Source organism: Pseudomonas sp. SD17-1 (genome assembly GCF_029201585.1).
Classification (GTDB): Bacteria; Pseudomonadota; Gammaproteobacteria; order Pseudomonadales; family Pseudomonadaceae; genus Aquipseudomonas; species Aquipseudomonas palmensis.
Genome location: NZ_CP104044.1, coordinates 2,693,282 through 2,715,977, shown reverse-complemented (window position 1 = coordinate 2,715,977; position 22,696 = coordinate 2,693,282). Strand labels below are relative to the sequence as shown.

Annotated in this window: 18 protein-coding genes; 4 read left to right on the top strand and 14 right to left on the bottom strand. The window is 66.6% G+C overall.

Annotation, left to right across the window (positions count from 1 at the left end; all coding sequences use genetic code 11):
• Nucleotides 1–15 precede the first annotated feature (15 nt).
• Entirely contained in the window at nucleotides 16–2,013 is a 1,998-nt protein-coding gene (locus N0B28_RS12350) for a U32 family peptidase (protein ID WP_043861235.1), read from the top strand.
• Nucleotides 2,014–2,069: 56 nt separating this feature from the next.
• On the opposite strand, the gene N0B28_RS12345 is transcribed toward N0B28_RS12350, so the two are convergent.
• The 8 genes from N0B28_RS12345 to N0B28_RS12310 form a co-directional block, all read right to left on the bottom strand.
• Nucleotides 2,070–3,770: an AMP-binding protein gene (locus tag N0B28_RS12345; protein ID WP_229590121.1), complete on the bottom strand. Its 1,701-nt coding sequence runs from the start codon at nucleotides 3,768–3,770 to the stop codon at nucleotides 2,070–2,072.
• Entirely contained in the window at nucleotides 3,767–3,955 is a 189-nt protein-coding gene (locus N0B28_RS12340; protein ID WP_078480933.1) for a c-type cytochrome, read from the bottom strand. The genes N0B28_RS12345 and N0B28_RS12340 overlap by 4 nt, the downstream gene beginning before the upstream one ends.
• Before the next feature lie 299 nt (nucleotides 3,956–4,254).
• A complete protein-coding gene (locus tag N0B28_RS12335; protein WP_275731939.1) occupies nucleotides 4,255–6,168 on the bottom strand; it encodes a sigma-54-dependent Fis family transcriptional regulator in 1,914 nt (637 codons plus the stop codon).
• Nucleotides 6,169–6,337: 169 nt separating this feature from the next.
• Complete coding sequence (locus tag N0B28_RS12330) at nucleotides 6,338–7,375, bottom strand: iron chelate uptake ABC transporter family permease subunit (RefSeq protein ID WP_275731938.1); 1,038 nt, start codon at nucleotides 7,373–7,375, stop codon at nucleotides 6,338–6,340.
• Entirely contained in the window at nucleotides 7,372–8,376 is a 1,005-nt protein-coding gene (locus N0B28_RS12325; RefSeq protein ID WP_275731937.1) for an iron ABC transporter permease, read from the bottom strand. The genes N0B28_RS12330 and N0B28_RS12325 overlap by 4 nt, the downstream gene beginning before the upstream one ends.
• Nucleotides 8,377–8,379: 3 nt before the next feature.
• Entirely contained in the window at nucleotides 8,380–9,318 is a 939-nt protein-coding gene (gene fepB / locus N0B28_RS12320) for a Fe2+-enterobactin ABC transporter substrate-binding protein (protein ID WP_275731936.1), read from the bottom strand.
• A 3-nt stretch (nucleotides 9,319–9,321) separates the two neighbouring features.
• Entirely contained in the window at nucleotides 9,322–10,632 is a 1,311-nt protein-coding gene (locus N0B28_RS12315; protein WP_213607423.1) for an NtaA/DmoA family FMN-dependent monooxygenase, read from the bottom strand.
• A 64-nt stretch (nucleotides 10,633–10,696) separates the two neighbouring features.
• Entirely contained in the window at nucleotides 10,697–12,787 is a 2,091-nt protein-coding gene (locus tag N0B28_RS12310) for a TonB-dependent receptor (RefSeq protein WP_058540521.1), read from the bottom strand.
• Nucleotides 12,788–13,002: 215 nt separating this feature from the next.
• Between N0B28_RS12310 and N0B28_RS12305 the strand changes: the two genes are divergently transcribed.
• Nucleotides 13,003–13,803 carry an IclR family transcriptional regulator gene (locus tag N0B28_RS12305; protein WP_229590123.1) on the top strand — a complete coding sequence of 267 codons (801 nt, stop codon included), beginning with the start codon at nucleotides 13,003–13,005 and terminating at the stop codon, nucleotides 13,801–13,803.
• On the opposite strand, the gene N0B28_RS12300 is transcribed toward N0B28_RS12305, so the two are convergent.
• The 6 genes from N0B28_RS12300 to N0B28_RS12275 all read right to left on the bottom strand — a co-directional run bounded on the left by N0B28_RS12300 (nucleotide 13,771) and on the right by N0B28_RS12275 (nucleotide 19,860).
• Nucleotides 13,771–14,595 carry an ABC transporter ATP-binding protein gene (locus tag N0B28_RS12300; RefSeq protein WP_043861228.1) on the bottom strand — a complete coding sequence of 275 codons (825 nt, stop codon included), beginning with the start codon at nucleotides 14,593–14,595 and terminating at the stop codon, nucleotides 13,771–13,773. The two genes, N0B28_RS12305 and N0B28_RS12300, sit on opposite strands and share 33 nt — an antisense overlap.
• 86 nt (nucleotides 14,596–14,681) lie before the next feature.
• Nucleotides 14,682–15,740, bottom strand: coding sequence for an NAD(P)/FAD-dependent oxidoreductase (locus N0B28_RS12295; protein WP_229590264.1), 1,059 nt, complete (start codon nucleotides 15,738–15,740; stop codon nucleotides 14,682–14,684).
• Nucleotides 15,741–15,745: 5 nt separating this feature from the next.
• Nucleotides 15,746–17,689, bottom strand: a complete 1,944-nt coding sequence (locus N0B28_RS12290) for a LodA/GoxA family CTQ-dependent oxidase (RefSeq protein ID WP_275731933.1) — start codon at nucleotides 17,687–17,689, stop codon at nucleotides 15,746–15,748.
• 130 nt (nucleotides 17,690–17,819) lie between these two features.
• The gene (locus tag N0B28_RS12285; protein ID WP_043861225.1) at nucleotides 17,820–18,035 is read right to left on the bottom strand and encodes a PLD nuclease N-terminal domain-containing protein; all 216 of its coding nucleotides are present in this window, start codon (nucleotides 18,033–18,035) and stop codon (nucleotides 17,820–17,822) included.
• Nucleotides 18,036–18,122: 87 nt separating this feature from the next.
• A complete protein-coding gene (locus tag N0B28_RS12280; protein ID WP_275731931.1) occupies nucleotides 18,123–18,869 on the bottom strand; it encodes a hypothetical protein in 747 nt (248 codons plus the stop codon).
• A 118-nt stretch (nucleotides 18,870–18,987) separates the two neighbouring features.
• A complete protein-coding gene (locus N0B28_RS12275; protein WP_088515131.1) occupies nucleotides 18,988–19,860 on the bottom strand; it encodes a LysR family transcriptional regulator in 873 nt (290 codons plus the stop codon).
• A 106-nt stretch (nucleotides 19,861–19,966) separates the two neighbouring features.
• Here N0B28_RS12275 and N0B28_RS12270 point away from each other — a divergent pair, with 106 nt between their 5' ends.
• Together N0B28_RS12270 and N0B28_RS12265 are read left to right on the top strand one after the other, a co-directional pair.
• Complete coding sequence (locus tag N0B28_RS12270; RefSeq protein ID WP_054914471.1) at nucleotides 19,967–21,358, top strand: aldehyde dehydrogenase family protein; 1,392 nt, start codon at nucleotides 19,967–19,969, stop codon at nucleotides 21,356–21,358.
• Between the two features lie 257 nt (nucleotides 21,359–21,615).
• Nucleotides 21,616–22,617: a polyamine ABC transporter substrate-binding protein gene (locus N0B28_RS12265; RefSeq protein WP_229590265.1), complete on the top strand. Its 1,002-nt coding sequence runs from the start codon at nucleotides 21,616–21,618 to the stop codon at nucleotides 22,615–22,617.
• Nucleotides 22,618–22,696 lie beyond the last annotated feature (79 nt).

The window sequence follows — 22,696 nt, the reverse complement described above, 5'->3', positions numbered from 1 at the left end:
GCAGACTAAAAAGACATGTCCCTACCCAAGCATCACCTGGAATTGCTCAGCCCCGCCCGCGACGTGGCGATTGCCCGCGAGGCGATCCTGCATGGCGCCGATGCGGTGTACCTGGGTGGCCCGAGCTTCGGTGCCCGCCACAATGCCTGCAACGAGGTGAGCGATATCGCCGGGCTGGTGGAGTTTGCCCACCGCTACCACGCGCGGGTGTTCACCACCATCAACACCATCCTGCACGACAACGAGCTGGAGCCGGCGCGCAAGCTGATCCACCAGCTGTACGACGCCGGCGTCGATGCGCTGATCGTGCAGGACCTGGGGGTGATGGAGCTGGACATTCCGCCCATCGAGCTGCACGCCAGCACCCAGACCGACATCCGCACCCTGGCACGGGCCAAATTCCTCGACCAGGCCGGCTTCTCGCAGCTGGTGCTGGCCCGCGAGCTGAACCTGCAGGAAATCCGCGCCATCGCCGACGAAACCGACGCGGCCATCGAGTTCTTCATTCATGGCGCGCTGTGCGTGGCGTTCTCCGGGCAGTGCAATATCTCGCACGCACAGACCGGACGCAGCGCCAACCGTGGCGACTGTTCCCAGGCCTGTCGCCTGCCCTACACCCTCAAGGACGAAAAAGGCGGCGTGATCGCCTACGAGAAGCACCTGCTGTCGATGAAGGACAACAACCAGAGCGCCAACATCCGCGCCCTGGTAGAGGCTGGCGTGCGTTCGTTCAAGATCGAGGGCCGCTACAAGGACATGGGCTACGTGAAGAACATCACCGCCTACTACCGCCAGCGCCTGGACGAAGTGCTCGAAGACCGCACCGACCTGGCCCGCGCCTCCAGCGGCCATACCGCGCACTTCTTCGTGCCCGACCCGGACAAGACCTTCCACCGCGGCAGCACCGACTACTTCGTGAGCGAGCGCAAGATCGACATCGGCGCGTTCGATTCGCCCACCTTCACCGGCCTGCCGGTGGGTGTGGTGGAAAAGGTCGGCAAGCGCGACCTGCAGGTGGTCACCCATGCACCGCTGTCCAACGGCGACGGCCTCAACGTGCTGGTCAAGCGTGAGGTGGTCGGCTTTCGTGCCAACATCGCCGAGGCCAGGGGCGAGTTCGACGAAGACGGCGAAAAGCGCTACCGCTACCGCGTAGAGCCCAACGAGATGCCCAAGGGCCTGCACCAGCTGCGCCCCAACCATCCGCTGAGCCGCAACCTGGACCACAACTGGCAGCAGGCGCTGCAGAAGACGTCGGCCGAACGCCGTATCGGCCTGGGCTGGGTCGCGCAGTTGCGTGAACACGGCCTTGAGCTGACCGCCACCAGCGAGGAAGGCATCAGCGCCAGTGCCACCCTGCCCGGCCCGTTCGGCCCGGCCAACAAGCCGGAGCAGGCGCTGGAGCAACTGCACGACCTGCTCGGCCAGCTGGGCACCACCCAGTACCACGCCACCGGCATTCGCCTGGATGCGCCGCAGGCGTACTTCATTCCCAACTCCCAGCTCAAGGCGCTGCGCCGCGACGTGATCGAGAGCCTCACCGCCGCCCGCGTTGCCGCGCACCCGCGCGGCAGCCGCAAGGCCGAGACGGTGCCGGCGCCGGTATACCCCGAGTCGCACCTGTCGTTCCTGGCCAACGTGTACAACCAGAAGGCCCGCGACTTCTACCACCGCCACGGGGTCAAGCTGATCGATGCGGCCTACGAGGCCCACGAAGAGCCCGGCGAAGTGCCGGTGATGATCACCAAGCACTGCCTGCGCTTCTCGTTCAACCTGTGCCCCAAGCAGGCCAAGGGCGTCACCGGCGTGCGCACCAAGGTTGCGCCCATGCAGCTGATTCACGGTGACGAGGTACTGACCCTGAAGTTCGACTGCAAGCCGTGCGAGATGCACGTGATCGGCAAGATGAAGGGGCACATCCTCGACCTGCCGCAACCGGGCAGCGTGAAGCACATCGTGGGCCATATCAGCCCCGAAGACCTGCTCAAGACCGTGCCGCGCGGCACGCACTGAGTGCCGCCCGGGCGGTCATGCGCCCTGCATGACCGCCCGCACCCGGCGGCGCAGGCCTACCCCCTGGCCGCCAGCTGGCCTTGCCTGGCCAGGGTCAGTTCCTCGATGCTGATCTCGCGCATGCGAAACTTCTGCACCTTGCCGGTGACCGTCATGGGGAACTCGTCCACCAGGCGAAAGTGCCGCGGCACCTTGAAGTGGGCGATCTGCGCCCTGGCCCATTCGCGCAGCTCGTCTTCGCTGGCACTGTGTCCGGGGTGGAACTTGACCCAGGCCACGATCTCCTCGCCATAACGGCTGCACGGAATGCCAATCACCTGCACGTCGGCGATGGCCGGGTGGGTGAAGAAGAACTCCTCCAGCTCCCGCGGGTAGATGTTCTCGCCCCCGCGAATGATCATGTCCTTGCTGCGCCCGACGATGCGCACATAGCCCTGCTCGTCCATCACCGCCAGGTCGCCGGTGTGCATCCAGCCCTCGTGGTCGATGCTCGCGGTGGTGGCCTCGGGGTTTTCCCAGTAGCCGAGCATGACACTGTAGCCACGGGTGCACAGCTCGCCGATCTGCCCGCGGGGTACCGTGAGCCCGTCGCTGTCCACCAGCTTGCTCTCCAGGCACGGCTGGGTACGCCCCACGGAGGTGACGCGCAACTCCAGCTCGTCCTCGGCAGCGGTCTGCAGCGACACCGGGCTGGTCTCGGTCATGCCATAGGCGATCTGCACCTCGCTCATGTGCATCTCGTCGATCACCCGGCGCATCACCTCGATCGGGCAGGTGGCGCCGGCCATGATCCCCGTGCGCAGGCTCGACAGGTCGAATTCATGCCGCTGCGGGTGGTCCAGTTCGGCGATGAACATGGTCGGCACACCGTAGAGCGCGGTGGCGCGCTCCTCGGCAACGGCGCGCAGGGTGCTCAGCGGGTCGAAGGCATCCCCGGGGTAGATCATGGTCGAGCCATGGGTCAGGCAGCCCAGGTTGCCCATGACCATGCCGAAGCAGTGGTACAGCGGCACCGGGATCACCAGCCGGTCGTGCTCGGTCAGGCCCAGGCTCTCGCCGACCATGTAGCCGTTGTTGAGGATGTTGTGGTGGCTGAGGGTTGCCCCCTTGGGAAAACCCGTGGTGCCGGAGGTGTACTGGATATTGATGGGGTCGTGCCAGTGCAGGCCGGCCTGGCGCTCGGCCAGGGCCTGCACGGTCACCGCCTCGGCCATGCCTTGCAGGCCCGCCCAGGGCAGAAAGCCTGGGGGTGGTTGCTCGGCCAGGCTCACCACGCCGCGCAGGGCCGGCAGGCGCTGGCAGTTCAGGCTGCCGGGGGCGACGCTGGCCAGCTCCGGCACCAGGCCGAGGAGCATCGCGTGGTAGTCGCTGGTCTTGAACGCGTCGGCGCAGATCACCCAGTTGCAGCCGGACTGCTTGAGCGCGTATTCCAGCTCGCTGCTGCGATAGGCCGGGTTGATGTTGACCAGGATCACGCCGACCTTGGCGCTGGCGAACTGGGTGATGCACCACTGCGCGCAGTTGGGCGCCCAGATGCCCAGGCGATCGCCGCGCTGCAGCCCCAGGGCCAGCAGGGCCCGGGCGTGGCGCTCGACCTCCTCGGCCAGTTGCTGCCAGCTGTAGCGCAGGCCCTGGTGGCGCACCACCAGCGCTTCACGCGCGGCGAACCTGGCCGCGGTGGCGTCGAACGCCGCGCCGATGGTCATGGCGAGCAGGTCCTTGTCCTGACGCCCCTGGGTATAGCTCGGTTGATTCATGGTTGCCCCTTGTGCTGGTAGCTGATGCGGCTCAGGGCATCGTTGCCCTCAGGGGTATGGCAGGCCATGCACTTGGCATTGAGAATCGCCTTGCCATCTTCGGCCACGGCGGGGGGCAGAACAGCACAGGCCAGCATGGCCAGCGTGCCGGCAGTCAGGGAATGCCGGAGTCGTGTTGTCTTCAAGGTCGGGCCTCCACGGTATTGTTTTTATAAATCGTCCGCGCCCGGCGAGGGGCTGTAGGGCACATCTGATTCACACCAAGCAGAGTGCATGCCAACAAAAACAAATCTTTGTTTAACAGTTAGTTATCAGACATTCCTGATAAACAAGATTGATTCAAGCGGTGCCCGGACGTGCAATTTCGCGATGACTGTCTAACTCTGAGACAGCTGAGACCACTACCTGGCCCGCCGCCTGCAATGCCGAGGTCCACCCACCGGGTCGGTATTGACCAGGCGCAGCAGCACTCGACCCAGGCGGTTCAACTGCGCAGCTGCTTGATCTTGCGGTACAGCGTGGCGCGGCTGATGCCCAGGGCATCGGCTGCCGCGGTGATGTTGCCGTGATGACGCGCCAGGGCGCCACGGATCAGCTCCTCCTCGTTTTCGCGGATGCTGCCCGGCTGCTGGGTGCTGCCCCTGAGGTCTTCAAGCAGGCAGTCGGTCAGGTGTTCCAGGCCCAGCAGTGGCTCGCCCGGCTCGCGCATGGCCACCGCCGAGCGCAGCACCATCTCCAGCTGGCGGATGTTGCCGGGCCAGTCGTAGTTGTTCAGCAACGCGGCCAGCTCCTTGCTCAGGCGCACGCCGTGGGTGCCGAACTTGTGCAGCAGGCTGTCGATCAGGGTGCCCAGGTCGTCGCGCTCGCGCAGTGCCGGCAGGCGCAGGCTCACGCCGTTGATGCGGTAGTAGAGGTCTTCGCGAAACTGCTGCTCGAGCACGTGGCGCTTGAGGTCGCGGTGGGTGGCGCAGATCACCGCCACGTCGATGTCCTGCTCTTCGCCGGCGCCCAGCGGCGCCACCCGGCGCTCCTGCAATACCCGCAGCAGGCGTGCCTGCAGGGCCAGCGGCATGTCACCCACCTCGTCGAGAAACAGGGTGCCGCCGTGGGCCTGCATCAGGCGCCCGACCATGCCGCCACGGCGCGAGCCGGTGAAGGCCCCTTCGCGGTAGCCGAACAGTTCGGACTCGATCAGCCCCTCGGGTATGGCCGCACAGTTGACCGCCACGAACGGCTTGCCGGCACGCGGGCTGGCCTGGTGCAGGGCGCGCGCCACCACTTCCTTGCCGGTGCCGGTTTCGCCCAGCAGCAGCACCGGCAGTTCGTTCTTCAGGCCCTGCAGGGCCATGCGCAAGGTGCGCGCAAGGCTGCTGTCGCGCCCGGCCAGGGCCTCGAGGTCGACGCTCTTCTGCGCGGCCACCGGGGCAGCGGGTGCAGGTGTCGCGGCAATCACGGGCTGGCGCGGCAGGTGCTGGGAGCGGAAGTAGAACTCGCCCTTGGCGGTCTGCACGCTGCTGATGCCGCCCTGCCATACCCGGCTGATGAAGGCGCTGGAGCGTTCGCCGATCAGGTCGCTGCAGCTGCGCCCCACCAGGGCGGCGCGCGATACCTGCAGCAAGGCGCAGGCCTGGTCGTTGGCGGCCAGCACCTCGCCGTCCAGGCTCAGGGCAAGCAGGCCGTGCCAGGCGCTGCCCAGGTACTGCGGGCGGTTGTGGAAGGCCACCACCAGTTGCTCGGGGTAGCACAGGCCGAACATACGGCTTTCGATGTTGCCGGCCGCCAGCAACAGCGTCGAGAGGTTGTCCTGGGGCTGGGCCATGACGCCTTCGCGGGTCAGGTCGAGCACCCCGATGATCTCGCCGCGCGGGTCGCGCAGCGGTACCGAGGTGCAGGAGAACGGGCTCAGGCGGTCCAGGTAGTGTTCGCCGCAGTTGATCAGCGTGGGGCGCCCTTCCACCACGGCGGTGCCGATGGCATTGGTGCCGCGCACCGACTCGCTCCAGCAACTGCCCGGGTGCAGGTCGCGCAACCCGGTCTGGCGCAGTGGCTCGGTGTTGCCCTCGATGGCCAGCACGTTGGCCTGGGCGTCGCCGAGGATGATGATGCCGCCCTTGCCCTGGCGCGACACCAGGTACTCCAGCTCCGGCGTGGCGGCGTCGATCAGCAGCCGGTTGCTTTCCAGCAGGCGCTTGAGCTCACCGCGCTGCGGGGCGGCCAGCTCGTGCCGCTCGCCTTCGAGGCAACTCAGGCCATGGCCGAGGCTGCGCCGCCACGAGGCATCGATCTCGTCGCGCAACATGCCCAGCGGCAACTCCCCGTCATGGACCAGTTTCATGCGTGCCTGGCGTGACTCCTGCAAAGGGTCAGCGGCGTTTTTTATTAGAATGGTGCGTGCCATCGCTTACTCCAGCGCCCGTCGAACGTTGTGCACTTAAGGCAATGTAACTCAAGGGAGTGTGCTTGAGATTTGCAGGGCCGTCACCCGCAGGCGCCGACAACCTGATCGGCAGAGTGGCACAAGGTTACGTTTACGTAAAGGTGATGAATCGCGACGTGTCGTCCTCCTTTCAGGCGCGCCGATTGCGCGCCAGCAGCCACAGCAGGTACACCCCGCCCAGCAGGCCGGTGGTCAGGCCGATGGGCAGGTTGAGGTTGGCCACAAAACGCTGGCTGAGCAGGTCGGCGGCCAACAGCAGTACCGCCCCCATCAGCGCTGCGCTCACCAGCGGCACCTGCGCCGTGGTGGTCAGGCGCCGTGCCAGCTGCGGCGCGGCCAGGGCGATGAAACTGATCGGGCCGGCCGCCGCGGTGGCGATCGCGGTCAGGCCCACCGCCGCCATCACCATCAGCAAGCGGGTACGCTCCACCGCCACACCCAGCTGAGCGGCGCTGTCGTCACCCAGTTCGAGGATGTTCAGGCGCCGTGCGTGGTACACCGCCACCGGCACCACCAGCAGCAGGCCCAGCGCCGCCGGCAGCACATGCGACCAGGTGCGGGTGTTGAGCGAGCCGGCCAGCCAGATCTGCGCCGACATGGCCTGGTCGAGGTTGCCCATCACCAGCAGCACGGTGTTGAGCCCCGAGAGCATCGCGCCCACCCCGATGCCCACCAGCACCAGGCGATAGCCGCCGGTGGTGCGGCCCTTCATCGACAGCACGAACACCAGCGCAGCGGTGCCCACGCCGGCGATCACCGCCGCCAGCGACGCCCCCAGCGGGCCGGCATCGAACAGGATGATCTGCACGATCGCCCCGCTCGCCGCCCCGGTGGTGAAGCCGATGATGTCGGGCGAGCCCAGCGCGTTGCGCGAGATGGACTGGAAGATCGAGCCGGCCATGCCCAATGCAGCGCCCACGCACAACGCGGTGAGCACCCGGGGCAGGCGCACGCGCAGCACGATGCGCTCGGTGGTCGGGCTCGGCCCTGCCCCCAGCAGGCTGGCCAGCACCTGGCCCGGCGTCAACGGCAAGGTGCCGATGCCCAGCAGCAGCACCCCCAGCCCCACGGCCAACAGCAGCAGCACGGCACACACCAGCACCCCCCGTGGCTGCCAGCGAAACGACAGGGCGGCCAGGCGGACGACCCGTGTAGCGGTAGTGTTCATAGCTTGCTCAACCGGAATGTGCGCACCAGCGCGATAAAGAACGGCCCGCCGATCAGCAGCGCGACGATACCCGCCGCCACTTCCGCCGGCGCCGCCACGACCCGGCCCAGCACATCGGCCCCCAACAGCAGCACGCCGGCAAACAGTGCCGAGTACGGCAGGATCCAGCGGTAGTCCGGGCCCACCAGCAGGCGCGCCAGGTGCGGCGCCACCAGCCCCACAAAGCCGATCGGCCCGGCGGCGGCGGTGGTAGCGCCGGCCAGCAGCATCACCGCCAGGCAGGCCAGCAGCCAGGTGAGGCGCACGTTCACCCCCAGCGCCAGGCCCAGGTCCTTGCCCAGGGCCATGGCATTGAGGCTGCCGGCCAGCGCCAGCACCGTGACAGCGCCCGGCACCACGGCCATCGCCAGCACGCCCACCGCCTCGAAGCCGCTCTTTTCCAGCGACCCCGATGCCCAGTGGCGAAACTGGTCGAACACCTGCGCCGGCGCATTGAGGATGATGATGCCGGTGACCGAGGCCAGCATCACCGACAGACCGGCGCCGGCCAGCACCAGGCGCACCGGGTTGGTGCCGGTCTCCTGGGCACGGCCCAGCATGAACACGGCCACCCCGGCCAGCCCGGCGCCGACGAAGGCGCACCACACGTAGCCGCTCATGCTGCTCAGGCCCAGCACGGCCACACCGACGATCACCCCTACCCCGGCCCCGGCGTTGATGCCCAGCAGGCCCGGTTCGGCCAGCGGATTGCGGGTGACCGCCTGCATGATCGCACCGGCCAGGCCCAGCGCCAGCCCGGCCAGTATCGCCACCAGCGTGCGCGGCACCCGCAGTTCGCGCACGATCAGGTGCTGGTCATCGAGCCGGTCGTAGGCCGACAGCGCCTCGAACACCTGGGCCACGCCGATGCTGCGCGACCCCACCACCAGGCTCGCCAGCACCGCCACGACCAGCAACAGCAGCCCCAGCAGCAGGCCCTGAAAACGTCTTGATCGCACCATGGCTCAGCGGTACGCCCGCGCCACGGCGTCGATCATCTCGCGCCCGGAGTAGTAGTCGATGCGAAACGAACTGGGGCCCAGTGCATACACCCGCTTGTGCACCACCGCCGGCAGGTTGGCCAGCACCGGGTCGGCGAGAAACGCCTGCACGTCGGCGTCGCTGCCGCCCAGCAGGAACACCGTGTCGCCGGTGATGGCCGCCGAGAGGTTTTCACGGGAGATGAAGTCCACGTCGGAGCTGCGCTTGACCTGCCCTTGCAACCCTTGCGGCAAGCCGGCCACTGCGAAGCCGAGAGCTGCCAGCAGCTGCGCATGGGGGCTGTCCAGGCGCGCTACCGAATAGCTGCCACCCAGGTTGTAACCCACCACGCTGACCGCGCCGGCAGGTGGCGTGATGCGCGCTGCAACCTGCGCGGCGTAGGCGTCGAAGCGCTCGATGGCCACCTCGGCCTGCGCCTGCAGGCCGCTGGCCTGCCCCAGTTGGCGCGCCAGCTCCTGCCAGCTGTGGTTGGCGTAGTTGACCACCACCGTGTCGATACCCTGGGCCTGCAGCTCGGCCTGGTGGGGCAGCACACTGTCGGCCCCGGTGGCCGACACCACCAGCAGGTCGGGTGCCTGCCCGACCACCGCTTCGAGGTCGAACACCAGGTTCTTGTACAGCACCTGCACGCCGCGCTGGTCGGCCACCTCGGCCCACTGGGTGAAGAAGCCCTTGGCATCGGAGATGCGGCTGGGCGTGGTCGCGGCACTGGCCACCAACGGCGCGTCCATGGCCAGCAGGATGCCGGTCACGCTCGGCGAGGTGGACACGATGCGCTTGGGCGAGGCCTGCGCCGACGCCGTCGGCGCCTCGTCCGCAAGCTCGGCGGGCTGCCGGGCCAGCCACAGGGAGGCGCTGGCCACAGCGACGATGGCCAGCACGGCCACCACAATCTTTTTCATCGTCTAGCCCTGCTCGTCAAGGTGGTGGGCGAAGGTCGAGCCGCTGTAGCCCTCGCGGAACAGGCCGGCCTGCACCAGGCGTGGCATCAACTGGTCGAGAAACAGGTTCAGCGACTCGACCGAGCCACCGGGCGCGGCTATGAAGCCGTCGATGGCGCCACTGGCAGCCCAGTCCGCGATCTGCTCGAAGGCATCGTCGACGGTGCCGACCACCTGCCAGTGCGCCGCCGAGATCACCTCGGGGCGCAGCAGCAGTTGGTCGATGCTCAGCGACTCGCGCTCGATCAGCCGGCGCAGCAGGCTGCTGTGGGTACGGCTGGAGGCGTCCGGCGCAACCACCGGCAGGTCGGCGCGGGTCACCGGGCGGTCGAGGGGCCAGTCGGCCAGGTCCAGCCCGGTCATTTCCTTGATCGAGGCCAGCTTGCGCGCGCGGTTCATGCGCCCGTGGGTTTGCATGAACACCGCCCGGGCCTGCTCGCGGGTGTCGGCCAGGTACAGGCTCAGGCCCGGCAGCAGGCGGATCGCCTGCGCCGAGCGGCCATGGCGTTCGGCGCGCCGGCCCAGGTCACGGCGCAGTTCAAGCGCCGCTTCCTTGTCGGGCGTGGGTGCGAACACCAGGTCGGCCACCGAGGCGGCGAAATCCCGCCCCGACTCCGAGGCACCGGCCTGGATCAGCGGAATGCGCGTGCCGGGGAAGGCTGGCAGGTTCAGCGGGCCCTTGACCTTGAGGTAGGTGCCCTCATGGTTGACCGGGCGCACTTGGGTGGTGTCGGCATAGCAGCCATTGGCACGGTCGATGGTCAGCGCCTCGAACGGGAAGCTGCCCCACAGCTGGTGCACCAGCTCGGTGAACTCGGCCGCCCGCGCATAGCGCTCGTCGGCGTCGGGCATCTGCTCAAGGCCGAAGTTCTCGTGCCCCTGCAAGGCGGTGACGATGTTCCAGCCCACGCGCCCGTTGCTGATCCAGTTCAGCGATTGCAGCTGGCGCGCCACCACATACGGTGGATAGAAGGTGGTCGACACCGTCGACACCAGGCCGATGTGCGAGGTCTGCTGGGCCACGGCGGCCAGCAGGATGGTGGGGTCGAGGCTGGTGAAACCAGGGCCGCTTTCGAGCATTTCCACCGGCAGGCAACTGACGTCGGGGCGGAACACGAAGTCCAGGTGCGCGGCTTCGGCGCGCTGCGCCAGATCGATGGCGAAGGCGCTGGTGAACAGGCCCTCGACGTTGCTGTCGGCGCGCCGCCAGGCGTCGCCGCTGAGCCAGGTGGGGGCCAGTGAAAGGCCGATATGGAGTCGCTTGGGCGAGGTCATCAAAGCTCCGGGTGCAAGTGATCGAGTACGGCGGCCCCAGGGCCGCCGTTGACAGTGGGTTGATTCAGAACGAGCCCTTGACGCCCACGCCGAACATGCGTGGCGTGGTCATGCTCGCCTCGGTGCCGCCGATACCGCGGTTCTGCTGCAGGTAGGTGGCCGAGCGGTCGTCGAACACGTTCTTGACGTAGCCGTACAGTTCCACCGCCGGGGTGAACTGGTAGCTGGCGCGGGCATCGGTCAGGGTGTAGGAGTCGACCGAATACGACGAGTTGTTGGCCGTGTCGGAGTAGTAGCCGTCGATATGCCGCACCTGGGCCGACAGGTTGAGCTTGTCGGTCACGTCCCAGCTGGGCCCGAAGCTCAGGGTGTAGCCGGGCGACTTGGCAAACTCGTTGGCCTGGTAGCTGTCGTTGCTGGTGATGCGGTCGATGCGCGTGCGCAGGGTGCCGGCGCTGGCCTTGAGGGTCAGGCTGTCGAGCAGCTGGTAGTCGGCGCTCAGTTCCATACCGTAGGCGTGGGCCTTCTCGGCATTGATGGTGTAGGACTGGCTGATCCCGGTGGAGATCACCACCGGAATGTTGTACTGCGAATCCTTCATGTCCATGTAGAACAGGTTGCCGCTCAGGCGCAGGCGGTCATCGAGCAGGCTGGCGCGGGTGAACAGCTCGTAGTTCCACACCGACTCTTCCTTGAAGTACTGCCATTGGCGCGTCGACAGGTTGAGCGAGACACCGCCCGGGTTGTAGCCGCGGCTGACCATCGCGCCCACGGTCCAGTCCGGGGTCGCGGCGTAGGCCAGCGATACCTTGGGCAGCACGGCGGTGAAGGTCTTCTGGTAGTCCAGCGCAGTGGGCGCCAGCACCGAGTTGCCGTCGCGCTCGATACGGTCCTGCTGGAAACGCAGGCCCGTGCTCAGGGTCCACAGGTCGCTCAGGCGGTAGTTCAGCTCGCCGAAGAGGCCGAGGTTTTCCTTGGTGTCGTCGAACGCCGACAGCCCGGCCAGGTTGAGGGTTTCGTCGGTCCTGGTGCGCGCCACGTAGAGGCCGGTGGCGCCGCTGAGCACGCTGTGCTGGTCACCGAACACCAGGCGGGTTTCGTTGGACAGGTTCTTCTGCTTGATGTCGGCGTCGCCCTGCCCCGGGATGCCGGTGTAGCGCTGCACGCTGGACAACGAATACTGCGCCTGGTTGATCAGCTTGAGGCCGTTGTCGAAGTCGTAGCTCACGTCCAGCACGCTGGTGTTGGTGCTCTGCTCCCAGCTGGGCATGGTCGTGGTGGTGTGATCGAGCTTGTGGTACGGCGCCGAGGCGGCTTCCTGGGTGGGGCGGTTGCTCTCGTTGTGCGAGAAGGTGAACTTGGCCTCCAGCCCCTGGATGTCGGTGGGCAGCCATAGCAGCTTGGCGCGGGTGGTGAGCGCGCTGAAGTCGTGGTCGGTCTTGCCCTTCTGGAAGTTGGGGTTGGTGTAGTCGATGAAGGTATCGCGCGCCGAGTAGTCCACCGCCAGGCGCCCGGCCAGGTCGGTACCCATCAGCGGCCCGGACAGCGCGATGGAGGTGCGCTTGGCGTTGTAGTTGCCGATCTCGGCCTGGTAGGCGGCCTCGGGGGTGAAGGTCGGGTCCTTGGTGTTGACGATGATCGCGCCGGCGATGGCGTTGGCGCCTTGCGAGGTGGTCTGCGGGCCGCGGAACACCTCGATGCTGTCCACGTCCCACACCGAGGTGGCGCCGAAGAACATCTCGTTGTAGTTCAGGTAGTGGCCGTCCAGGTTGATGGTGGCCCGTGGCACGGTGCCGCCCCAGAACTGGTTCTGCCCGTTGTTCGGGCCCTGGGTGTCCTGGCCGCGGATGATCGGCGCGCCTACCGAGTCGGTGTAGATCACGTTGGGCACGTCATTGAGCACTTCATGCACGCTGGCGTTGCCGGTGTTCTGGCGCTCGATGTCGCGGGCAGTCTTGACCGACACCGAGGAGGCAGTGTTCTTCAGGTCACGCTCGAGCTTTTCCCCGGTGATCATGATCGGTTCGAAGGTGACTGCGCCTTTGCCCGGGGCAGCAACGGCATCATCGGCCATCGCGGGCGCCATGCCGAGCACGGTCGCCAGGGTCAGCACGCTGAAACCGCAGGTGAGTTCAAGGGGTGAATAGGCCTTCAAGATACGCTCCAAATGATAATCATAATCGTTTGTGCGAAAGGTATCATGTGACCACTTCATTCCTCAATAGAGAATTCATTCTGCAATGTGGTAAATCCAGGGGCCCGGCCAGCGCTCGGAAAAGTCGGTATCATGCGCACCGACGCCGCGCACAAGCGGCGCTCACTTGATGCCTGATGAGGACCAGCCGCCAGCCGGCGATGAGGAGAGGCCCGTTGAAAAAAACCATTCCAGCTGCGGATGACGCCCCGCACGCGCCGGGCGAAAAACGTTCGGGCACCATTCAGTCCGTCGCCATCGCCGCCCGCTTTCTCAACGTACTGGCCAGTGCCGAGCACGAACTGGCCCTGGGGGAAGTGGCGCGGCGCACCCAGACCGGCGCGTCCACCGCGCACCGCTATCTGCAGAGTCTGGTCAAGGAGGGCCTGGCCAGGCAGGACCCGGCCAGTAGCCTGTACGACCTGGGCCCGGCGGCGCTGAGCATCGGTATCGGTGCGCTCAAGCGGGTGGATGCAGTGGAGATCGCCGCGCAGCACATGAAGGCGCTGGCCCACCAGCATGCGGCCAGCGGCGGCGTGGCGATCTGGACCGACCGTGGCCCGACGCTGGTGCGCTGGTACCGCAGCGCGTTCTTCTCGATCAACCCGCTGGCCCTGGGCGACGTGCTGCCCATCGACAACACCGCCTGCGGGCTGGTGTTCCAGGCCTTCCTGCCCAAGGCCACCATCGATGCGGCGCGCAAGCTGCAACCGGCGCACTTTCGCGGCACGGCGCCGGCCAAGGCTGTGCTGGACGAGGTGCGCAGCAGCCGCTGGGCCGAGAAGACCAGCCACCTGCTGTCGAATGTCACCGGGCAGGCCGCGCCGGTGTTCGACGCCCAGGGCGAGATCGTGTGTGTGGTGACCACGGTGACCGACCTGGGTCAGCTCAAGACGCCCGAAGACCGCGATGCGCTGTTCCGGGCGGCCAGCCGGGTCAACCAGTCAACCGGCGGCCTGCCGTGGCAAGGCGCCTGACACCACCGCCCGCTCGCGCGACAAGGGCACCAGCAGCGGCGTGCCGCTGACCGGGTCGGCGATGATCATCGAGGCCACGCCGAACACCTCCTGCACCAGGGCCTCGGTGAAGATGCGCGCCGGGTCGCCCTGGGCGACGATGGCGCCGGCCTTCATGGCGATCAGGTGCGAGGCATAGCGGCACGCCTGGTTGAGGTCATGCAGCACCGCAACGATGGTGCGGCCCTGGCGATTGAGCTCGGCCAGCAGTTCCAGCAGTTCGATCTGGTGCGCGATATCGAGGTAGGTGGTGGGCTCGTCGAGCAGCAGTACCGGCGTCTGCTGCGCCAGCACCATGGCGATCCATACCCGCTGGCGCTGGCCGCCGGACAACTCCTGCAGCAGGCGCTCGGACAGCTCGCTGACCTGCGCCGCCTGCATGGCCGCGGTCACGGCCTGTTCGTCGGCCTGCGACCATTGGCGCAGGAACGACTGGTGCGGGTAGCGCCCGCGGGCCACCAGGTCGGCCACGGTGATGCCGTCGGGCGCAACCGCGCTCTGGGGCAGCAGGCCGAGCCGCCGGGCCACGTCCTTGGCCGCGAGCGTGTGAATATCGACCTGATCGAGCAGCACCGTGCCGCTCGAAGGCACCAGCAGGCGCGACAAGGCCCGCAGCAAGGTGGATTTGCCACAGGCATTGGGGCCGACGATGACGGTAAAGGACCCTTCGGTGATAGCCACCGAAAGGTCCGTGGAGATCGTGCGCTGGTCGTAGCGAAGCGTCACGGCGTCAGCCTGCAGGCGATACGTCATGGAGAGGGTGTTCCAGTGAAGGGATTCGGCGCCAGTATTGCAGATGAGGAATTTATTCCGCAATCCGGAACGCCGGCGCCCTGCCCTCAGCCCGCGGCCATCAACGGCTGGCACTGCGCGTAGTGCCGCGCCAGGCCCTTGAGCGAATGCCCCAGGGTGATACGGGTGTGCCGGTCGTACTGGTGCAGCAGGTCCAAACGGCCCTGCTGCAACCTGGCCAGGATGGCGCGGGCAGCCAGGTCGGTGGCACCCAGGGCGTGGGTCAGCCCCTGGGACGACACCGGGTCGAAGGCGATGGCCGCCTCGCCCACCGCCAGCCAGTGCGCCGATGCACAGCGCTGCAGTGCACTGCAGCCGGCATCCAGCACCTGAACCTGCGCTGCGGCCAGTTCGTCGGCACCTGCATAGCGCTGCATCAGGCGCGTGCGCTGCAGTTGCTCGGCCAACTGCGGCGCGGTGCGCTGACCGTCACCGCCGGGAAAGAAGCGCACCAGGTGGCGCTGGCCGCTGGCGGTGGTGGCCCCGGACCACCAGCCCTGGGCATCCGCCTCGATCAGCAGCCACTCGGTGTCGGCCAGTTCCGAGCCACCTCGGGGCAGGCGCGCCGCGACGGCCACCTGACGACTCAGGCGCTGGCGTCGTGCCCCGCCGAGCCGGGCGATGCAACTGGCCTTGCCGGTGGCATCCACCACGAAACGTGCCTGCCCGCGCCAGGGGTGTTCACCTCGCCGACCGCCCAGGGTAATGCTGTCGTCGGCAAAATCGGCATGGGTCACCCGCACGTCGTCTTCACGGGTGATCCCAAGCGCCGCCGCCCTTTCCCGCAGCCGGGCGTCGAACACCCGTCGTTCCAGGAACGCGCCATGGGCGGCGCGCTCGCAGAAGTAGTCGCGAAATACCGGCTCGCTGGTCAGCCAGATCGACTGCACGCCGCAGCAGCGTCGCGCCACGGTGCTGTCGTCGAGCAGGTCGGCGTGCCCCAGTGCGGCAAGTGCAGGCAACGCCTCGGGGGACAGGCACTCGCCGGGGCGCAGCGCCGCCTCGGGTTCACGCTCCACCAGCCCCACCTGCAACCCGGCCTGCGCCAGGCGGATGGCCAGCGCCGTGCCGGCCGGCCCGGCGCCCACCACCAGCACGTCGTGCACGGGGTTCAAATCTCGTCCCTGCGCAGCCGACGACGTGGCGGTACCTTCTGCCTGGGCAGCTCCAGTTCGGTCTCGCCCAGCAACGGTGGCGGCGAATCCAGGGCCTCGATCACCGCCAGCAGGTCGAGCTTGGCATTGGAGCCGGTGACCCGCTCGGGCCGCCCGCTTTCGATCCAGGCCCGCGCCGGCAACCCCAGTGCAATCGCCTCGGGGGTGGCGTCGTGGGCCAGCAGAATGCCCAACTCCCACCAGTGGCTCACCATCAGGTTGATGCGCGTGAAGTAGCTGCCCTTCAGGTCGCGCAGCCAGTCTTCGCGGTAGGAAAAGTGCTTGAGCTGCTGCGCCGGCGTAGTGCGTCTTGCGCCCACACGCTCCCACGCCTCGCTGCTCAGTACCTGGTTGGGCACGCGGGCCCCCCAGTAGCTGGGGAACGACAGGTAGGTACTGGGCTCGTACTCGGCATCCGACAGGCACGAGGCCTCGTCGGTCTGCCACGGCACGCCCAGCGCGCGGGTCAGCGAACCCGGGCCCACGCCGTCCAGCGGGCCCTGGGGTGCCAGGCACACCTGTGGCGTGAGTTCGTCACCGAAATCCTGGCGCACCGCCTGCCCCTGGGGCAGTACCGCCAGGCGATAAGGGCTGCGCCACACGCTGGGCACACGCATGAACCAGGTCAGTTCGATGCCCGGGTGGAACGGGCCGCCCAGGCATTCATGCAGGCCGGCGCGGTCCAGCGCCTGGGCCTGGGCGCGCGGTTCGAGCGTGTCGAAGTCTGCCGGCACCGGCGCGCCCTGCCAGTCGGCGACGAATTCGCCTTGCACCCACTGGCTCAAGGCCTGGTACATCAGCGGGGTGACCGCGAGCCCGACCGCGGATGGCGGCTGGGGGTCGAGGTCATAGTCGCCGTAATAGTCGCCGTACAGGGGCAACAGCGCCGGGGCGAACTCGGCGGTGCTGGCGGGGTCGCGAAACAGCGCGAAGACCTTGCGCCGAAAGTCCGCACTGGCCTCACCGGGGTCGGCCAGCCGGGCCACCACGTCGGGGTTCTGGGTATCGAGTGGCGAACCGTGGCCGCTGAGCATGAACAGGCCCTGGTTGGTCCACTGCATGTGGGTCATGCGCTCGAAGATCGGCCAGATATCGCGGGTGAACGAACAGCTCGGCTCGGCCGGCAGCTGACCCTGGCGCACGAACAGGTCGCGCACCACCTCTTCCATGGTGACCACGCCGAACAGCCCTGGCGCGTAGTTGGGGGGCGTCACCACCAGGTAGCCGGGCTCGGCATCCAGGCGCTGGCCGTTGTTGAACGTCACCCGTGCGTACACCGGGCCGTCCGACACGTCGTCGTGCCAGTCGTCGTTGTTGGCGAAGGTTGTCGGTGGGGTCTTGTCCACCCGCGGTGCGCTGTGGCCGTGCCCGCCGAGGGCGATCAGGCGCCCGGCCTCGTCGGTGCGCAGTTCGCCCAGGTACACGGGTTTGCCGTGGAAGGTGCCGGTGTCGAAATGGAAGGGCTTGCCTTGCTGGCGGCGGCCGCTGATGGTCCTGGGGCCGGGGCGGATGTCCAGGGCCTGGCGCTGCGCACCGGTCACGAGCGGGTTGCGTCGTTTTTCGGCGATGGCGTACTGGCCGGGCAGGTCCATGGCATTTTCGAAGGCGTACCAGCCGGCCTTGAGGTTGGCGACTTCCACGGTCCATTCGATCTGCACGCCGTCGTCCAGGCTCAGCTCCTGTACGGTGCCGTCGTGCAGTTCGGCATAGAGGCGAAAGCGCACGGCCTGGCGCCGCACCTGGCCCCTGGCATCGCGAAATTGCCCGTCGGCGCTGCTGGCCAGTGCCCCTGGCACCTGCGCGGCGAGTACGTACTCCTCATCGCCATCGGCGTTGCCGACACGGGCAACGCCGAGCCCTGGGTGCACACGAATGGATTTGATCGATGCCGGGCTGATCATGGCCGTCTAGCCTCCTTGCCAGTGGGGTCTGCGCGAATGCGCAATTTCGCGCTCAACGCTAGATGGCGAATGGAGGGGTGTCAAATGGCCATGTCAGCCAGCAATCCGAAGCTCAATTTGCGCCGTTGAGTCAGCCGTTGCGAGAGGCCGCGTTGTTGTTGATCGCCTTGGGTCCCGCCACGCCCCACACGATCAGGCCGACCAGCGGCACGAACACCACCAGCACGATCCACAACATCTTGCGGTCGGCCTTGCTCTTGCTGCCGATGATGCTCTTGATGGCCCACAGTTCCACCAGGGCCAGGATTACCGCCAATGTGATCCAGATATAACCGTTGTTTTGCATGCGTCATCTCCCGAATGGTATTGCGTTAGGTCAGGCGACGCCGCGATGGTTCAGTGAATCTGCGCCCAAAGGCGCCAGGCAGACACCTCACTGCACCGGCAGAAAGTTCATCAGCAACAGGCTCTGCGCATAGTTCAGGCCGATGCGCCGGTAGCGCTCGTCGAGCATCTGGGTCAGCAGGTCCAGGCGCGCGACGATCTTGCCGAACTCCACGGCAAAGCTCAGGTTGCTGCCCGCCTCGGAGATTTCGTTGGAGAACAGCAACAGCACGCCATTGGCATCCTGGCGCTGGCTCAGCAGCCAGGTGGCCTTCTCGATGTTGCGCGCTGCGTTGCTGACGAACTGCGGGTCGATGGTGTCGGTGATGAAGAATTCGGTACGCCCGCCATGGGCGGTCACCAGCATGCTGCCGATGGCGTAGATGAACGCGCCAACGCGGTCGCCCCTGAACTCCGGGCTCAGGGCATAGCTCAGTGCCGCCAGGTCGCGGCGCTCGCCCAGCTGCGGCAAGGCCTGGCGCTGCTCGATGGCCTGGCGGATCTGCCGCTCGGCACTGGCAGCATCGAGAAAGCCCGATTCGCGCCACTGGTTGGGGTTGCGCAGGTACAGCTTGCCCATCAACAGGTACAGGCTCTGCAGGTTGTCCTGCATCGACAGCGTGGCCATGCGATCGACGCTGGTCTGGAACAGTTCCTGGGGCCGGCCGTTGCCCAGCTGGGTGGCGATATCGCGCCCCTGCTGCTGGGTACAGCCAGCGGCGCAGGCCATCAGCGTACCCGCCAGCAACAGCCGGCGCAGCACGCGCTGGGGTGGAACGCAAAGCGGATAAACCATCGGCACCGGGGTCTGGGTTCACGGGCCGCGTCGGGGATCGACGCGGCCTGGCGATGAATAGAGCCGAAAAAACGCAAAAAGTGCGATAACCGCCAGACCGCAGTGGCGCCACGCCGCACTATTGGAGCACCGCGCCCCGCTCCTCCAGCAGTTTCACGAACATCGCCAGGCTGCGCGATACCGTGCCGCTGCGCCATACCAGCCAGGTGCGCAGGTAGCGAAAACGTTGCGACATCGGCCACACGCTGACCGTGGCGCACCCCGGCATGCTCTCGAGCATGCTGCGTGGCATCAGCGCCAGCCCCGCCCCTGCGCTCACGCAGGCGAGCATGCCGTGGTAGCTCTCCAGTTCGAAGATCTTGCCCGGCACGGCGGCATCCTGGGTGAACCAGCGCTCGAAATGATGGCGGTACGAACAGTTGGCCCGGAACGCATAGATGCTCTGCCCGTTGACGTCCTGGCCACGGTGGATCGGCGCATGGTTGAGCGGCGCGATGATGACCATCTCCTCCTCGAACACCGGCACGCCCTCCAGCGAGGGGTGCAGCACCGGGCCGTCGACGAAGGCCGCCGCCAGGCGTCCCGACAGCACGCCCTCGATCATGGTGCCCGACGGCCCGGTGGAGAGGTCCAGCTCGACCTTGGCGTACTGCTGGTTGTAGGCCGCCAGCAACGCGGGGATGCGCACCGCTGCGGTACTTTCCAGCGAGCCCAGCGAGAACGCCCCCTGGGGTTCCTCCCCCGCCACGGTCAGGCGGGCCTCCTCCACCAAGGCCAGGATGCGCTTGGCGTACTCCAGGAAGGTCCAGCCGGCCGGCGAGAGGCGCAGGCGCAGCTTTTCACGAATGAACAGCTCCACCCCCAGGTCGGCCTCCAGCTGCTTGATCCGCGTGGTCAGGTTCGACGGCACGCGGTGGATGTGCTGGGCGGCTGCGCTGATGCTGCCGTGCTCGGCCACGGCGGTGAAGATCTCAAGCTGTACCAGGTCCAAAAACATTCTCCAAACGTGAAAGAAACCGTTTTTATTATTCAGTTTTCGAAAGATTAGCACGGCATTACGCTGGGCCCCTGTTTCCCTTCTGACAGGAACGCCCGCCATGACCGACATAACCAGCCACACCCATGCCCTCTCGATCAACCCGGCCACCGGTGAACGCATCGGCCACTACGCCTATGAAACCGACGCACTGATGGACGCCGCCCTGGGCCGCGCCGCTGCCGGGTTTGCCGGCTGGCGGCGTACCCCGCTGGCCACCCGCTCGGCCCTGCTGGTGAAACTGGCCGGCGTGCTGCGCGACAACGCCCAGGCCATGGCGCGGATGATTACCCTGGAAATGGGCAAGCCTGCGGCCCAGGCCCGCGGCGAAGTGGAAAAGTGCGCCCAGCTGTGCGAGTGGTACGCCGAGAACGGGCCGGCCATGCTGGCCCCCGAGCCGACCCAGGTACCCGACGCCAAGGCCCACATCGAATACCGCCCACTGGGCCCGATCCTCGCGGTGATGCCGTGGAACTTTCCGCTGTGGCAAGTGCTGCGCGGTGCGGTACCCGCGCTGATCGCCGGCAACACCTACGTGCTCAAGCACGCGCCCAATGTGATGGGCTCGGCCTACCTGCTGCGCGATGCGTTCCAGCAGGCCGAATTCCCCGAAGGCGTGTTCGAGGTGCTCAACGTGACGCCTGAGGGCGTATCCAGGGCCATCGTCGACCCGCGCATCGTCGCCGTGACCCTTACCGGCAGCGTGCGTGCCGGTGCCGCCATCGGTGCCCAGGCCGGTGCCGCGCTGAAAAAATGCGTACTGGAACTGGGCGGCTCCGACCCGTTCATCGTGTTGAACGATGCCGACCTGGATGCCGCCGTACAGGCTGCCGTGATCGGCCGCTACCAGAACACCGGCCAGGTGTGCGCGGCAGCCAAGCGGCTGATCGTCGAAGCCGGCGTGGTCGAGGCATTCACCCGCAAGTTCGTCGAGAAAACCCGCGCGCTGGTGATGGGCGACCCGTTGCTGGCCGACACCTACCTGGGGCCGATGGCGCGTCATGACCTGCGCGACGAGCTCGACCAGCAGGTCCAGGCCACCCTGGCCGAAGGCGCCACGCTGCTGCTGGGCGGGCACAAGGTCGAAGGCCCGGGCAACTACTACGCGCCCACGGTACTGGCCGACGTCACCGACCAGATGACCTCGTTCCGCCAGGAGCTGTTCGGCCCGGTGGCCTCGATCATCACTGCCCGGGATGCGCGCCACGCCCTGCAGCTGGCCAACGACAGCGAATTCGGCCTGACCTCGACCGTGTACACCCGGGATGCGGCACTGGCCCGACAACTGGCCGACGAACTGGAGTGCGGCGGCGTGTTCATCAACGGCTACAGCGCCAGTGATCCTCGCGTGACCTTCGGTGGGGTGAAGAAGAGCGGCTTTGGCCGCGAACTCTCGCACTTCGGCGTTCGCGAGTTCTGCAACGCGCAGACCGTATGGTTCGATCGCCACTAAAGTACGAAGCACCTTCCTATAAAGCGCAGGATAAAAAAATAGGCTTATCCTGCGTTTAATAGATACCCATGGCAGCGCTTATCCATTAGCCTCAACTCACTCTCAAACACAGCAGGCACCTTGCCACTATAAAAATCAGCACCTTTCATCTATTTTGCGCCCGCTTGCAACTGCCAAACATAACTCGAAATAACAGTCTTGATTGGAGCGTTCGAATGTCGAAAAAACTCTTCACCCTCACCGTGCTCGGTGGCCTGATGCTGGCCAACAGTGCCTTTGCCGACAAGCTCACGGTGATCTCCTATGGTGGCGCGAGCAAGGCCGCGCAGGTCACCGCGTTCTACAAGCCCTACGAAGAAAAGACCAAGACCCAGGTGATCGCTGGCGAGTGGAACGGTGAAATCTCCAAGCTCATCGCCATGAACGACACCAAGACCGTGACCTGGGACGTGCTCGATACCGAAGACACCGACCGTGCCCGTGGCTGTGAAGAAGGTCTGTTCGAAAAACTCGACTACGAACGCCTCGGCACGCCGGGCGACTGGATCGAAGGCACCAAGAGTGACGACGGCTGTGGCGTCGGTATCTTCGTGTGGTCCAACGTGCTGGCCTACAACGCCGACAAACTGAAGGTCGCCCCTACCGGCTGGGCCGACTTCTGGGACGTGAAGAAATTCCCGGGCAAGCGCAGCCTGCGCAAGTCTGCCCGTGGCTCGCTGGAATTCGCCCTGATGGCCGACGGCGTGCCGCCTGCCGAAGTCTACAAGCTGCTCAGCACCAAAGAAGGTGTGGACCGCGCCTTCAAGAAACTGGACGAGATCAAGCCGTACATTCAGTGGTGGGAAGCCGGTGCACAGCCGCCGCAGTACCTGGTGGCTGGCGATGTGGTGATGGCGTCCTCGTACAACGGCCGCATCCACGCTGCACAGCAGAGCGGCAGCAACCTGAAGATCGTCTGGAACCAGAACCTGTACCAGTTCGACGAGTGGGCCATCCCGCGCGGCACCAAGAACCTGGACAAGGCCTACGACTTCATCAAGTTCGCCATGCAGCCTGAGCAGCAGAAGCTCTACACCGAGCAGATGGCCTACGGCCCGTCCAACACCAAGGCCGCCGAAATGCTCGACAAGTCGCTGGCTGACGACCTGCCCACCGCGGCAGAGAACCAGAAGAATGCACTGCGGGTAAACGTCGAGTTCTGGCTCGAGAACGCAGAAACGCTTGAACAGAAGTTCAACGCCTGGGCTAGCAAGTCCTGATTTCCCCTCCCTGTGCGCCTCATGGATGATCAGCGCACAGGTTCTATTCTCCTGTCCAGGGCCCTCCCCGCAGCCATGT

Bases quoted from the DNA above. Each gene is read 5' to 3' on its own strand.
- N0B28_RS12350 (WP_043861235.1), top strand. From the start codon at position 16: ATGTCCCTACCCAAGCATCACCTGGAATTGCTCAGCCCCGCCCGCGAC.
- N0B28_RS12345 (WP_229590121.1), bottom strand. From the start codon at position 3,770: ATGAATCAACCGAGCTATACCCAGGGGCGTCAGGACAAGGACCTGCTC.
- N0B28_RS12335 (WP_275731939.1), bottom strand. From the start codon at position 6,168: ATGGCACGCACCATTCTAATAAAAAACGCCGCTGACCCTTTGCAGGAG.
- N0B28_RS12330 (WP_275731938.1), bottom strand. From the start codon at position 7,375: ATGAACACTACCGCTACACGGGTCGTCCGCCTGGCCGCCCTGTCGTTT.
- N0B28_RS12325 (WP_275731937.1), bottom strand. From the start codon at position 8,376: ATGGTGCGATCAAGACGTTTTCAGGGCCTGCTGCTGGGGCTGCTGTTG.
- fepB (WP_275731936.1), bottom strand. From the start codon at position 9,318: ATGAAAAAGATTGTGGTGGCCGTGCTGGCCATCGTCGCTGTGGCCAGC.
- N0B28_RS12315 (WP_213607423.1), bottom strand. From the start codon at position 10,632: ATGACCTCGCCCAAGCGACTCCATATCGGCCTTTCACTGGCCCCCACC.
- N0B28_RS12300 (WP_043861228.1), bottom strand. From the start codon at position 14,595: ATGACGTATCGCCTGCAGGCTGACGCCGTGACGCTTCGCTACGACCAG.
- N0B28_RS12290 (WP_275731933.1), bottom strand. From the start codon at position 17,689: ATGATCAGCCCGGCATCGATCAAATCCATTCGTGTGCACCCAGGGCTC.
- N0B28_RS12285 (WP_043861225.1), bottom strand. From the start codon at position 18,035: ATGCAAAACAACGGTTATATCTGGATCACATTGGCGGTAATCCTGGCC.
- N0B28_RS12280 (WP_275731931.1), bottom strand. From the start codon at position 18,869: ATGGTTTATCCGCTTTGCGTTCCACCCCAGCGCGTGCTGCGCCGGCTG.
- N0B28_RS12270 (WP_054914471.1), top strand. From the start codon at position 19,967: ATGACCGACATAACCAGCCACACCCATGCCCTCTCGATCAACCCGGCC.
- N0B28_RS12265 (WP_229590265.1), top strand. From the start codon at position 21,616: ATGCTGGCCAACAGTGCCTTTGCCGACAAGCTCACGGTGATCTCCTAT.